We start from the raw sequence: 13,539 nt of genomic DNA, 5'->3' as shown, positions 1-13,539 counted from the left end.
CCCTGCGCCAGGCCGCGGTCCAGCGTCGCCAGGATCGGCGCGATGGCGAAAGGGTCGAGCCGGCCGGCCACCATATGCCGCAGGAGCCGCCGGCGCTGGCCTTCGCGCAGCCAGCCCGCATCGCCGCCGTGCCGCGCGGCGAAGATCGCGGCGGAACGGCCGATGGCGGTCAGATCGCGCGGCACCCCGGCCTCGCCCCGGACGGCGCCGGGGGCGGCGCCATGGATCACCTGCGCCGCCGGGACCACCGCCGTCAGCCCCTGCGGAAACCGCGCCGCCATGCGCAGGTTCACGTCGCTTTCGTCCAGGTAATAGGCGAAGGCCGGATCGAAGCCACCGATCTGCAGCAGCGCGTCGCGGCGAAAGCCGGAATTGGTGCCGATGGTGCTGACCGGGCAGCCGTTCTCGGGCGCAAGCAGCGCGGTTTCGGCGACATGCAGCGGCAGGGTGGCGCCCGAAGGCGTGATTCGCTCGGCCCGGACCTGCCAGCGCAGCCCGTCGGGCCCGCGGGTGAAGCCGGTGGCGGCGATGACGCGCGGATCGGCAAAGGGCGCGGCCAGCGCCCCGGCCCAGCCCGGCTCGGCCAGCGCGTCGTCGTCGATGAACAGCACCACCTCGCCCGCCGCCAGCGCCAGCCCCTCGTTGCGCGCGGCCGAGATATTGGCCTGGTCGAAGGCCAGCCGCTTGGCCGGCAGTTCCGGGCAGATGCCGACGGCGGCGGGATCGGCCACCAGCACCAGTTCGAAACCGGCATGGACCTGGCCGGCCAGCGAGGCCAGGCAGCGCGCCAGCGCCTGCGGCCGGTGGCGCGAGACGACGATGATGCTGATCGAAGGCAGCCCGCCTTCGGGCATCAGGCGATGCCCATGCGCTGCATCATCGCTTCCAGCTTGGGCACGTCCGAGGGGTTGTTCAGTTCCCAGAACTCGCGGCCCTTCGCCTCGACCTCGACGCAGAGGATGCGGCGGCCGCGTTCCAGGAAGCGCAGCTGCTCAAGCCCTTCCAGCACCTCCAGCCGGCCCTCGTCCCAGGTCGGGTATTCGGCCAGCGCCGCCGGGCGATAGGCATAGACGCCGACATGGTGAAAGACCGGCGTCGGCTCGCTGGGACCGAAATCCGCCGCGGCATAGGGAATCACTTCCTTGGAGAAATACAGCGCCCGCCGGTCATGGCCGAAGACGGCGGTGGTGCCGCCGACGCGCCCCGCCACCCGGTCGGCGATCAGGTCCGAGCGCATGGCCCCCGAACAGCGCAGGACCGGCGTGGCCACGTCGGCGCCGGGATCGGCGCGCAGCCCGGCGACCAGCTCCTCGACGAACCAGGAAGGCGTCAGCGGCGCGTCGCCTTGCAGGTTCACCACGATCTCGGGCGACACGCCCAGATTGGCCACCGCCTCGGCGCAGCGCTCGGTGCCGTTGCGGGCGGCGGTCGAGGTCATGGCGACCTCGGCCCCGAAACCCTCGGCATGGGCGCGGATGCGCTCGTCGTCGGTGGCGACGATCACGCGGTCGATGCCCTGGACGGCTCGCGCCGCCTCCCAGCTGCGGCGGATAAGCGACAGCCCCGCGCCGGTCGCGCCGCGCAGCTCGACCAGCGGCTTGCCGGGATAGCGGGTCGAGGCGTGGCGGGCGGGGATGACGATGACGACGGACATGGGCGTCAGTCCTTGACCAGCAGCACGCCGGGGGCGAAGGCGATGAAGAACGGGTTCTCGAACCCCGGCTTGCCATAGGCCAGCGGCGCGTGGTCATCGAATCGCACCACCTCGCCGCCCGCGCCGCGCAGCACCGCGTCGCCCGCGGCGGTGTCCCATTCCATCGTCCGGCCCAGGCGCGGGTAAAGATCGGCCTCGCCCGTCGCCACCAGGCAGAACTTCAGCGAGCTGCCGGCCGAGGTCATGTCGCGCACCCCGTAGCGGGCGATATAGTCGTCCGTCGCCGCGTCGCGATGCGATTTCGAGGCGACGACCATCAGCGCCCGGTTGTCGGGCGTCGAGTTGACGCCGATGGGCGTCAGCTCGCCCGGTTCTTCGCCAAAGGGACCCTTTTCCTCGACCGAGCCGCCCTGCGCGGTGGTATAGAACAGCCGTCCCTTGGCCGGGGCATAGACCACGCCCAGCCGCGGCACGCCGTTTTCCACATAGGCGATGTTGACGGTGAAATCGCCGCGACGCTGCACGAATTCCTTGGTGCCGTCCAGCGGATCGACGATCAGGAAGGTCGAAAGGCTCTGGCCATGGGTCGCCGCCTGTTCCTCGGTCACCAGCGCGATGTCGGGGAAGGCCGCGCGCAGCCCGGCCGAGATCAGCGCGTCGGCGGCCTCGTCGGCCTCGGTCACGGGCGAGGCGTCGGATTTGGCGCGCACATCGAAATCCTCGGCGCCATAGATCTTCATGATCTCGTCGCCGGCCCGCAGGGCAAGACGTCGCATTTCGGCAATCATTCGATCGAATTGCATGGTTTTTCCTTTCCGTCCCGAAGCATCGGGGATGCGGCGCCGATTGAACACGGCTGTCGGCTTCCTTATGATGCGGCGGACCGCGCAGGGCAAGCACCCCGCGAAAGCCATAACCGAAACCGCAGCCAGAGCCATCCAGACCATGTTCACCCAGCACCGCAGCCGCAACATGGTCGAGGCCGCTTTCACCACGCTGTCGCTGATCTATCACGTGACGGTCAACAACCTGCGCAAGGGCCAGCGCAACGCCGTGGTCGGGCTGATCATGACGGTGGTGCAGGCCATCAGCATGATCCTGGGCTTCTATCTGCTTTTCGCCATCATGGGCATGCGCCACGCGCCGATCCGGGGCGACTACATCGTCTATATCATGTCCGGGATCTTCATGTTCATGGCCCATTCGCAGGCCATGGGCGCGGTGGCCATGGCCGGCAACCCCAACAACCAGATGATGAAGCACGGGCCGATGAACACCGCGGTGATGATCTCGGCCGCGGCGCTCGCCTCGCTCTACAAGCAGACCTTCTCGGCCGTCGTGGTGCTGAGCGGCTATCACTACATGATCCAGCCGATCCAGATCGACAACCCGCTGGCCTGCTATGCCATGCTGGTGCTGGCCTGGTTCTCGGGCTGCTGCATCGGGCTGATCTTCCTGGCCCTGCGGCCCTGGTGGCCGCAGGCGGCGCAGGTGCTGACGCAGTTCTACCAGCGCATCAACATGGTGTTTTCCGGCAAGATGTTCGTGGCGAACCTGATGCCCAGCGCGATGCTGCAGATGTTTTCCTGGAACCCGCTGTTCCACCTGATCGACCAGACGCGCGGCTTCGCCTTCATCAACTATTCGCCGCGCAACTCGTCGCTGGACTATCCGCTCTATGCCACGCTGACGCTGCTGATGATCGGGCTGATGGCGGAATACGCGACGCGCAAGGCGGTCTCGATCAGCTGGGCGGCCGGCCGGTGACGGCGGCCCCCGCCCCCTCTCCTGCGCCCCCGCCCGCCGGGTCGCGCCCGCCGCCGCAGGGGCGCTTGCGACACGGGCGCGGGGCGCATGTTTTCTGCCCTCGGGTCTGCTTGCAGCCCGCCAGACCCCTTCCTATATAGGCCCATGAAGTTCGAAGGGTTCCCGAACCAGGCGCCCTTCGGTCAACCCAGGGATCGGGCTTCGGGGGCCGCTTGTGGACCCAAGGCCCAGAATATCGCCGCAAGAAAGGTTATTGCATGTCCAAAGTCATCGGCATCGACCTCGGAACCACCAACAGCTGCGTCGCCATCATGGATGGCAGCCAACCCAAGGTCATCGAGAATTCGGAAGGCGCGCGCACCACGCCCTCGATCGTCGCCTTCACCGACAGCGAGCGTCTGGTCGGCCAGCCCGCCAAGCGCCAGGCCGTCACCAACCCGTCGAACACGGTCTTTGCCGTCAAGCGCCTGATCGGCCGCCGCACCACCGACGCGGAAGTCGAGAAGGACAAGAAGCTGGTCCCCTATGCCATCGTGGACGGCGGCAATGGCGACGCCTGGGTCGAGGTGCGCGGCGACAAGTATTCGCCCAGCCAGATTTCCGCCTTCATCCTGCAAAAGATGAAGGAAACCGCCGAATCCTACCTGGGCGAGACCGTCACCCAGGCCGTCATCACCGTGCCCGCCTATTTCAACGACGCCCAGCGCCAGGCGACCAAGGACGCCGGCAAGATCGCGGGCCTCGAAGTGCTGCGCATCATCAACGAGCCGACCGCGGCCGCGCTGGCCTACGGCCTCGACAAGAAGGACAGCAAGACCATCGCGGTCTATGACCTCGGCGGCGGCACCTTCGACATCACCATCCTGGAAATCGACGACGGCCTGTTCGAGGTGAAATCCACCAACGGCGACACCTTCCTGGGTGGCGAGGACTTCGACATGCGCATCGTGAACTACCTCGCCGAGGAGTTCAAAAAGGAACATGGCGTCGACCTGACCAAGGACAAGATGGCGCTCCAGCGCCTGAAGGAAGCCGCCGAGAAGGCCAAGATCGAGCTGTCCAGCTCCAGCCAGACCGAGATCAACCAGCCGTTCATCTCGATGGACAAGGATTCGGGCACGCCGCTGCACATGGTCATGAAGCTGACCCGCGCCAAGCTGGAAAGCCTGGTCGGCGACCTGATCAAGCGCACGATGAAGCCGGTCCAGGACGCGCTGAAGGACGCCGGCATGTCCAAGGGCGACATCGACGAGATCGTGCTGGTCGGCGGCATGACCCGCATGCCCAAGGTGGTCGAGGAAGTGACCGCCTTCTTCGGCAAGGAACCGCACAAGGGCGTGAACCCCGACGAGGTGGTGGCGCTGGGTGCGGCCATCCAGGCCGGCGTGCTGCAGGGCGACGTCAAGGACGTGGTTCTGCTGGACGTGACGCCGCTGTCGCTGGGCATCGAGACGCTGGGCGGCGTGTTCACCCGGCTGATCGACCGCAACACCACCATCCCGACCAAGAAGTCGCAGATCTTCTCGACCGCCGAGGACAACCAGAACGCCGTGACCATCCGGGTCTTCCAGGGCGAGCGCGAGATGGCCGCGGACAACAAGCTGCTGGGCCAGTTCAACCTGGAAAACATCCCGCCGGCGCCGCGCGGCATGCCGCAGATCGAAGTGACCTTCGACATCGACGCCAACGGCATCGTCTCGGTTTCGGCCAAGGACAAGGGCACCGGCAAGGAGCAGAAGATCACCATCCAGGCCTCGGGCGGCCTGTCGGATGACGAGATCGACCGCATGGTCAAGGACGCCGAGGCCAATGCCGAGGCCGACAAGCAGCGCAAGGAGCTGGTCGAGGCCAAGAACCAGGCCGAAAGCCTGATCCACACCACCAGGAAGTCGCTGGAAGAGCATGGCGACAAGGTGGACGGCTCGACCGTCGAGGCGATCGAGTTGGCCGTGGGCGCGCTGGAAGAGGCCCTCAAGTCCGAGGATGCCGGCAAGATCAAGGGCGGCATCCAGAACCTGATGGACGCCTCGATGAAGCTGGGCGAGGCCATCTACAAGGCCAGCCAGGCCGAGGCGGGCGCCGGCGAGACCGAGCGCGACGCCGGCCCGCGCGACGTGGATGACGAGATCGTCGATGCCGACTTCGAGGATCTCGGCGAAGACAAGCGCAAGTAAGCGCGATGTGAGCCACCCGGCCGGCCCGATGCAGACCCGCACGGGCCGGTCATTTCTTGAAAGACCCCGGACGCGATGAACATGGCGAAACGTGATTATTACGAGGTGCTGGGCGTTCCTCGGGGCGCCTCGGCCGACGAGATCAAGAAGGCCTACCGCTCCAAGGCAAAGCAGCTGCACCCCGACCGCAACAAGGATTGCAAGCTGTCCGAGGCCGCGTTCAAGGAAGTGAACGAGGCTTACGATTGCCTTAAGGACGACCAGAAGAAGGCCGCCTACGACCGTTTCGGCCATGCCGCCTTCGAGAATGGCGGCGGCGGCTTCGGCCGCGGCAACGGCCAGGGCGATTTCGGCTCGGCCTTTGCCGACGTGTTCGAGGATCTGTTCGGCGACATGATGGGCCGCCGGGCCGGGGGCGGGGGGCGCTCGCGCGCCAGCCGCGGCCAGGATCTGCGCTACAATCTGCGCGTCTCGCTGGAGGAAGCCTTCAACGGCGTGCAAAAGACCATCACCGTGCCCGGTTCGGTCGCCTGCGGCGCCTGCAACGGCACCGGCGCCGAGGGCGCGGTCGAACCCGCCACCTGCCCCACCTGCTCGGGCATGGGCAAGGTCCGGGCGACGCAGGGTTTCTTCACCGTCGAGCGCACCTGTCCGACCTGCAACGGCCAGGGCCAGATCGTCAAGAATCCCTGTCAGGAATGCCGCGGCGCCGGCCGTGTCCAGAAAGAGCGCACACTTTCGGTGAACATCCCCGCCGGGGTCGAGACCGGCACCCGCATCCGCCTGGCCGGCGAGGGCGATGCCGGCATGCGCGGCGGTCCGGCGGGCGACCTCTATATCTTCATCGAGGTCAAGGAACACCCGATCTTCATGCGCGACGGCCGCATGCTGGCCTGCCAGGTTCCGGTCAGCATGGCCACCGCCGCCTTGGGCGGCGAGATCGAGGTGCCGACCATCGACGGCGGCCGCTCGCGCGTCAAGGTTCCGGCCGGGACGCAATCGGGCAAGCAGCTGCGGCTGCGCGGCAAGGGCATGCCGCCCCTGCGCCACGGGCCGGGGCTGAACGGCGAGCCCGGCGACATGCTGATCGAGCTGGCGGTCGAAACCCCGGTGAACCTGACCGCGCGCCAGAAGGAGCTTTTGCGCGAGTTCGAGGCGATCCACGCCGACAACAACCCGCAGACCCATGGATTTTTTCAGAAGATCAAGGGCTTCTGGGACGAGATGAAAGGGTGAACCGGCGTTAACCGCCCGTTCATCTTTCCATGCCAGTCTGGCGGCATGGAACCGAATCGCGCCTTTCACGAAGCTCCGCTTCCGCTTTTCGCCCCCGTGCCAGGATCCGCGGGGGACGAAGCGCCGCTCGCCGGGACTGCCCTCCCGGCGCGCGGCAACCGCCCGCCCAGCTATATCGCCGATCACCGCGCCCGGCTGCGCGACCGCTTCATGCAGGGCGGCGCGGCCGCGATGCCCGATTACGAGTTGCTGGAGCTGGTGCTGTTCCGCGCCATTCCGCGCCAGGACGTGAAGCCGCTGGCGCGCCGGCTGCTGGACCATTTCGGCGATTTCAACCGCGTGCTTTCGGCCCCGCCCGCCCGGCTGGCCGAGGTTGCGGGCGCAGGCCCCGCCGTGGTGCAGGAGCTGAAGATCGTCGAGGCCGCGGCGCAGCGGCTGGCGCGCTCGCGCGTCATGCACCGCCCGGTGCTGACCAGCTGGGACGCGCTTCTGGACTATTGCCACACCGCCATGGCGCATCGCGAGATCGAACAGTTCCGCGTGCTTTACCTCGACCGCAAGAACGTGCTGATCGCGGATGAGGAACAGGCCCGCGGCACCGTCGATCACGTCCCGGTCTATCCGCGCGAGATCATGCGCCGGGCGCTGGAACTGACCGCCAGCGCGCTGATCCTGGTCCACAACCACCCCACTAATTGAAAATGATCACGAACGATCCCGCTCAATCACGCTGAAACACTAGGGATTTTGACACTTTCCGGCGTTGCGTAGTGGGGGCGGTTATGGCAAATTGGGGGCTGTAAAAGGGGTAGAAAACGGCTTCCCGATCCCACCTAGCGATCCCCGTTTCTCCCTAACCGATCCCAGTCGCGGAACAGGAGGAAACCCCAATGCCCGCCCTGACCGACACCACGATCCGCCATGCCCTGAAGCGGGTCGAGACGAGCCAGAAACAGGAAAACCTCGCCGACGGCGAAGGGCGCGGCACCGGCCGCCTCCTTCTCGTCCTGAAGCCCATGCCCAAGCGCGTCACCGCCGACTGGATGGCCCAGCAGTGGCGGGACGGCAAGCGCACCAAGAAAAAGATCGGCTCCTATCCCTCGATGTCGCTCGCCCAGGCGCGCGAGATCTTCAAGCGCGACTTTGCCGACGTGATCCAGAAGGGCCGGAGCATCAAGATCGCCACCGACACCCGCCCCGGCACGGTCGCCGATCTGTTCGAAGGCTATGTCGCCGCCCTCAAGGAAGCCGGAAAACCCTCCTGGAAGGAGACCGAAAAGGGCCTCAACAAGGTTGCCAACACGCTGGGGCGCAACCGTCTCGCCCGCGAAATCGAGGCCGAGGAAGTCATCGAACTGATCCGTCCGATCTACGAGCGTGGCGCGAAGTCGATGGCGGATCATGTGCGCTCCTATCTCCATGCCGCCTTTAGCTGGGGCATGAAGTCCGACAACGACTACCGGCAACAGTCCCCCCGTCGCTTCCGCATCCCCTTCAATCCGGCTTCGGGCATCCCGACCGAACCCAAAGTCAAGGGCACGCGCTGGCTCGACGAGGACGAGTTCGTCCGGCTCTACCGCTGGCTCGAATGCCCCGACACGCCGGTCCATCCGCCCTATACTCGCGCGGTCAGGCTCATCATGCTGACCGGACAGCGGGTGCAGGAGATCGCCGGCCTTCACATCGACCAGTGGGATGCCAAAGAGAAGATCATCGACTGGTCCAGGACCAAGAACGAACAGCCCCATTCCGTTCCGATGCCTTCGCTTGCGGCGGAGTTGCTCGCCTCGATCAACGTCAACGAATACGGCTGGTTCTTCCCGTCGGCCCATGATCCGTCGAAGCCGGTCAGCCACGGCACGCTTTACTCGTTCATGTGGCGCCAGCGGGATCGCGGCGTCATCCCCTATGTGACGAATCGTGACCTGCGCCGGACCTTCAAGACGCTGGCCGGCAAGGCGGGCGTTCCGAAGGAAATCCGCGACCGGCTGCAAAACCACGCCTTGCAGGACGTCAGTTCCAAGCACTACGACCGCTGGAACTACATGGCCGAGAAGCGGGCCGGGATGGCGAAATGGGACAAGTTCGTCCGGGCGATGCTGGCGAAGAAGCACCTGAAGGCGGCCGCATGACGTCGCGGCCGCCGAAGCCCTCCCCTCGCCGCGCAGAGGCCACTGTTAAGCGTCTCACCTTTCACCGCGAGATCACATATAACAACCGAACGAGCGGCATTGGGCGTATGTATCCGCTCGACCAATTGATAGTGCAGTGTCTCCTTGGCTCCCCCAGTGTCGGCGACCTGCTGTGCCAGGCAGGCGCACCAAGGCTTGCGCTTGGGATGGACAGAGCGCGGTTCCATTATAGTCCCATTCGCAGCTACCTGAGTTCTCGATCGCCGAAAATGAACGCCTCAGCTGGCGAGCAGCCTAGACGTTGGAGAGCATGTGACCAGTAACATCCCAAAGAACCCGACGGAATACGACCTCGAAACCGCGATCTCCGCTGCGATCGAGGTTGCGTTTCCACGCTTGGGCGCGGCCAACATCAAGCATCAGATCGAATTCACGATCCGTCTCGGGCACGCCAAGATCACCACCAAGGGGCGCGAAAGCTGGATCAAGCGCGGGCGGGCCGACATCCTTTTGACTCTGGATGACAAGCCGCTGGCCATAGTGGAACTGAAAAAGCGCGGCACGTTGCTGACGGCGAACGACGGCGAACAAGGTCTCTCCTATGCGCGCCTGCTACCCGTCATGGCTCCCTTCGTCGTTGTTACCAACGGCGACGAAACACGGATCATCGAAACCTTTTCGGGAGAGCCCTATACGGCAGGGTCGCCGGATGCGAAGATTTTTGAGGGTTTGATGGTCTCCGCGGCGAAACTGGCCGCAGGTGATCGCGACAACGCCATCGCGACGCTGATGGGAACCGATCCGCGAGTCTGGACGGCCGCCGTGGCGACCGCTTCGGCCAGGGCCATTAATGAGCTCACCGCCACCCCAAACCATCCACTGCGCCCTTTTGGTCCGCTGAAGATCCGCCGACTCGCGACCTGCCAACTCGCCCACAAGCTCCGTACCTCGCTACTGGTGCTGGTCTCTGGCCCGCCCCTTGTAGGAAAGACCAATGTCCTAGAACAGTTTGTTCGCCTTATTGACCTCCAAGCAGCCGGTGGCTTGTTCCTTGAATGTGGAGCAAGCGAAGTCTTCCGAAAAGTCTCCGATCTTCTCGCCGACACGCTTGACTGGCCCGTTAATCTGGAGACGGCGCGCAACTGGGTGCGCCAGATTTCCCGCGCCGGCGGACCGGCTCTCGTGCTCGCCATAGACCGTCTTGATCCCGAAGATCGCGACGATGTCCGAATGATTGAAGACCTCACATCCAGCGCGTTCGGTCCTGCCTTGCGCGTTGTTGTCGGCCTGGACGAGGACGCCACCCGGCGCGTGCTGAGAAGCGCGGACGGTCGCCGCGAGTCAGCCATCGGCCGGCGGGCCACAGTCATTGAAGTCGGGGATCTCACCGAGCCGGAATATATCGACGCGCTTAAAGCACTGGCCGAGATGGATATGGGCATCATGGATGGTGGTCAGCACAGCTCGGATTTGCGCCGTCTCTGGCTACTGCAGGCCATGGCGACACGTCTCTCGGGAATTAAGCGCGAGGGGATCGGCATATTTCCGGCAGTGCCCGGACTTGAAATCATCGCGCAGGCACGCGCCAACTTCTGCGACCCCGAGCTAAGACGGCGATACGCGGCGCTTGGCAAAGCAATCACCGCCGACGCCCAAGATCAGACCAAGCCCTACGCCATGGCGCTCGAACTTATGGGCCGCTACTTTGTCCGGCGGGCGACGCTGGAGGGCATCCTTCCGAGCTCAGACCTGGAGTGGCTTCTCAAGCAAGGTTATCTCACCCCGTCGATTGCCTACGGGAACATTTCCATCCTGACCATCGGCCTCCCTGAGCTTCTGGCGAGCGAAATCGCGCGCTATCTTGCCGTTGAACTGGGCGAAAGGGTCGAAGACGACCCTGTCGATGCCGCCGAATGGCTTGCCGGCGCAGCCAGCAATCTTCTGTTCGGTGACATCGTCGCCGCTCAAGCCATTCTAGATCTCGGCTCGGACAACGGACGCATTCCCCTAGCCCTCTTTGATGCGCTAGCGGACATGAAACCTACTCGGGAAACAATGCATGCCGGGCAGCATCTCTCGGGCTGGGTCGAGGGAGTAGGACCAATCGATATCCGCCCGCAGGACGATGGCTCAATGATCCTGACGATCAACGGCGAAGACCACATTGTGGAGAGCGGCAACGATCAGGGCGAATCCTTCGGAAACATCCATGCATGGCTAATCCTCTCACAACTGGCCTCTAGGCGGTTCGCGGCTAAGGTCGACGGCGCCACGCACCGGCTTGATCCAGAAGCGCTATTGCTCGTGGGAACCGCAGATTTCGTCCTGCGGCAGCCGCGCAACGATCTCCTGATGGACGCGGTGCCGGTTCACGACACCGACGAGGGCGGCCAGTTCGTTTGTCACAATGCCGGCGTCGTGGAGGCGGTGACGCAATCGATCCTGAAATACCTGTCGACCGAGTCGCGCGAGGATCGCAACGCGTTCGTCTCGGCAGCAATGGACATCGACAGCATCTATCTGACGGCCCGCCTGGATATTGCCCTGCGAATGCTGACGCGGTCGACAGATGACGTCCTTGCCGCATGGGCGCGCAAGGTGTTGGTCGACACAGTCCGTCCAGCTTTTCTGCGCCATGCGGAAGACCATTAACAAAGCGCTGTGACAAACGACCGTGACGCGGGTCGGCCAACATCGCCACACAGCCGAGGATCAAGCTATTGATATAGATATGTAAATTATTGTGCATCGACGGGCTCGAAAATGGAGGGCCGCCCCTGTAGTATAATTATAAATAGCGGAGTGTGACAACGAGGGTGCGCGCCATGAATATTGTGGAATCGATCCTGCTTGTGGATGGACCTGCCCTGTCGTCAGACGTCGCTCGCAAGCTCATCGCGCAAGGGTGTTCGGCGGATGTTGCAAGGCAACGAATCAGTCGTTCTGGCTCCAATGTGCGCCGACTGAAGGGGCTGGTCTTCCCCCGCAACGCCCGTTTTCTCTATCACGCCAAGCATGAGGGCACCGAGCAATACTGGACGGCTCTGGTCCGCGATATCCGCGAAGCCAGCCCGGCATACGGACCCGCACTCGCCGCGCTTCAAGCCCGTGACGGTGTCGTACCGCTGGACCAATTCGCCATCATCAGTGGTTCTCCGATCCGCCAGCGAGGGCAAGTATCGAGCGAGACTGTGCTGCAACGCCTTGAAGCCGTTCACCTCATCGAGCGCGGCGAGTTACAGGGCGTCGGGCCCGTCGTCGCCCTTCGCGCTGACGGGCGCCTTGGCCATCCGAACTTCCAGCGGGTACGCGCCCGGCTCGTCGTCGAAAAGATGCTGCTCCTGGCACTACGTGACTGGGCTCGGCGCCTGGGCGTTGCGAGCTATGACAAGATCGAAATCAGGGGAGAGACCGATCGCCTGCCGACGTTCGGCACGTTCAATTGGGATCTGTGCGGCCCGTCCTACATGGTACCAATCGTACGCCGCCAGAAAGATGCGCCGCCAAAGCCTGGCTTCTTGGTGTGCGATGTCATTGCTGGTGCAGCCGTCGATGAACATGCTGTCGCGGCCTTCATCCGCAAATTCAGCCTGTCGTCCTACCTGAAGAACCTTCCGCCCTTCATGCCCGTGTTGATGGCGGATGGATATACACAAGAGGCGTTCAATCTCGGGCGCGCGCACGGCATCATGCTGGCAACGCCAAAGAACCTGTTCGGACGCGACGTTGCCGTTGGGCTCGCCACCCTGCTCGAAACCCTGAGCAAGGCCGCTGCGGTCGCGGTCGCCAAGCCAGAGGTCATCGGTGAGCTATTCGACAGACTAAGCAGCATCGAAGGGGCGGATCGGAACCTGCGCGGCTCTCTCTTCGAACTTGTGGTCGGCCACGTCGCTCAGGCCCGCTTCGGCGGATCGATCGATATCAACCATCTCATCCGCCACGACACCTTCAAAGCCGAACTCGACGTGCGCAGGGTCGTCGCCGGCGAGGTCTGGATCTACGAGTGCAAGGGCTATCAACCCGACCATCTGATCGATGCCCCGGAAGTCGAATCATGGCTGACCGAGAAAGTGCCTGGCATATACGGCGCTACGAAAGGCGAGGACCGATTCAACACCTCGAGGGTGCATTTCGAATTCTGGACCAGCGGCGGCTTCACCGAGGCGGCGATTGCGGTGCTCGAAGCGGCACGCGATAGAACGAAACGCTATGTCATTGGCTGGAAAACCGGCAGGGAGATCCGAAACGAACTGGCGAGATTGTCATCTTCCGGCATGACGGCAATGTTCGATCAGCATTTTCTGAAGCACCCGATCGCCGTGTTCGACCGCCGCCAGCATGGCGCCAGCGCCCTCACCGACCTTGACATCAACGCGACCGTTCCCGCCGATCCTATCGAGTCGTTTGTGCCAGTCCTGCCGAAGCGCCAGTCGCGTCAGGAGATCCGCGCCGAGGTTCAGGCTGCCATGGCCTATGAGCGCTCTCCGTCCGGTGTCCGAGCGACCGAGTAGGAGGCGCGACACGAGAGCAATTCCACGACGAATGTGAAACAGTTTTCCGTCCGGAGTTACTTCAG

General features: G+C 64.3%; 9 protein-coding genes and 1 pseudogene. 7 read left to right on the top strand and 3 right to left on the bottom strand.

The window, feature by feature from the left end:
- The 3 genes from FE811_RS15075 to cysQ form a co-directional block, all read right to left on the bottom strand.
- Window positions 1-854: glycosyltransferase family 2 protein (locus FE811_RS15075; protein WP_140848049.1), on the bottom strand; the 854-nt coding region annotated here is incomplete at its 3' end.
- Window positions 854-1,654, bottom strand: a complete 801-nt coding sequence (locus tag FE811_RS15070) for a 3-deoxy-manno-octulosonate cytidylyltransferase (RefSeq protein WP_116222043.1) — start codon at window positions 1,652-1,654, stop codon at window positions 854-856. The genes FE811_RS15075 and FE811_RS15070, both read right to left, overlap by 1 nt.
- A 5-nt stretch (window positions 1,655-1,659) precedes the next feature.
- Window positions 1,660-2,457: a 3'(2'),5'-bisphosphate nucleotidase CysQ gene (gene cysQ / locus FE811_RS15065; RefSeq protein WP_116222042.1), complete on the bottom strand. Its 798-nt coding sequence runs from the start codon at window positions 2,455-2,457 to the stop codon at window positions 1,660-1,662.
- 142 nt (window positions 2,458-2,599) lie between these two features.
- Here cysQ and FE811_RS15060 point away from each other — a divergent pair, with 142 nt between their 5' ends.
- The 7 genes and pseudogenes from FE811_RS15060 to FE811_RS15030 all read left to right on the top strand — a co-directional run bounded on the left by FE811_RS15060 (window position 2,600) and on the right by FE811_RS15030 (window position 13,474).
- Entirely contained in the window at window positions 2,600-3,421 is an 822-nt protein-coding gene (locus FE811_RS15060) for an ABC transporter permease (RefSeq protein ID WP_036752462.1), read from the top strand.
- A 257-nt stretch (window positions 3,422-3,678) separates the two neighbouring features.
- Window positions 3,679-5,595, top strand: a complete 1,917-nt coding sequence (dnaK, locus tag FE811_RS15055; protein WP_036759063.1) for a molecular chaperone DnaK — start codon at window positions 3,679-3,681, stop codon at window positions 5,593-5,595.
- Window positions 5,596-5,676: 81 nt separating this feature from the next.
- Window positions 5,677-6,831 carry a molecular chaperone DnaJ gene (dnaJ, locus tag FE811_RS15050; protein ID WP_036759083.1) on the top strand — a complete coding sequence of 385 codons (1,155 nt, stop codon included), beginning with the start codon at window positions 5,677-5,679 and terminating at the stop codon, window positions 6,829-6,831.
- A 45-nt stretch (window positions 6,832-6,876) separates the two neighbouring features.
- Window positions 6,877-7,524: pseudogene (locus FE811_RS15045) on the top strand (RadC family protein); the annotation flags it as partial.
- Between the two features lie 197 nt (window positions 7,525-7,721).
- Window positions 7,722-8,963, top strand: coding sequence for a site-specific integrase (locus tag FE811_RS15040; RefSeq protein WP_140848047.1), 1,242 nt, complete (start codon window positions 7,722-7,724; stop codon window positions 8,961-8,963).
- A 312-nt stretch (window positions 8,964-9,275) separates the two neighbouring features.
- Window positions 9,276-11,615 carry a type I restriction endonuclease gene (locus FE811_RS15035; RefSeq protein WP_181180875.1) on the top strand — a complete coding sequence of 780 codons (2,340 nt, stop codon included), beginning with the start codon at window positions 9,276-9,278 and terminating at the stop codon, window positions 11,613-11,615.
- Between the two features lie 173 nt (window positions 11,616-11,788).
- Complete coding sequence (locus FE811_RS15030) at window positions 11,789-13,474, top strand: hypothetical protein (protein ID WP_140848041.1); 1,686 nt, start codon at window positions 11,789-11,791, stop codon at window positions 13,472-13,474.
- Window positions 13,475-13,539: the final 65 nt, after the last annotated feature.

Origin of the sequence: Paracoccus sp. FO-3, from assembly GCF_006386455.1 — a bacterium.
GTDB lineage: Bacteria > Pseudomonadota > Alphaproteobacteria > Rhodobacterales > Rhodobacteraceae > Paracoccus > Paracoccus versutus.
This window is presented reverse-complemented; position numbering and strand designations above follow the sequence as displayed.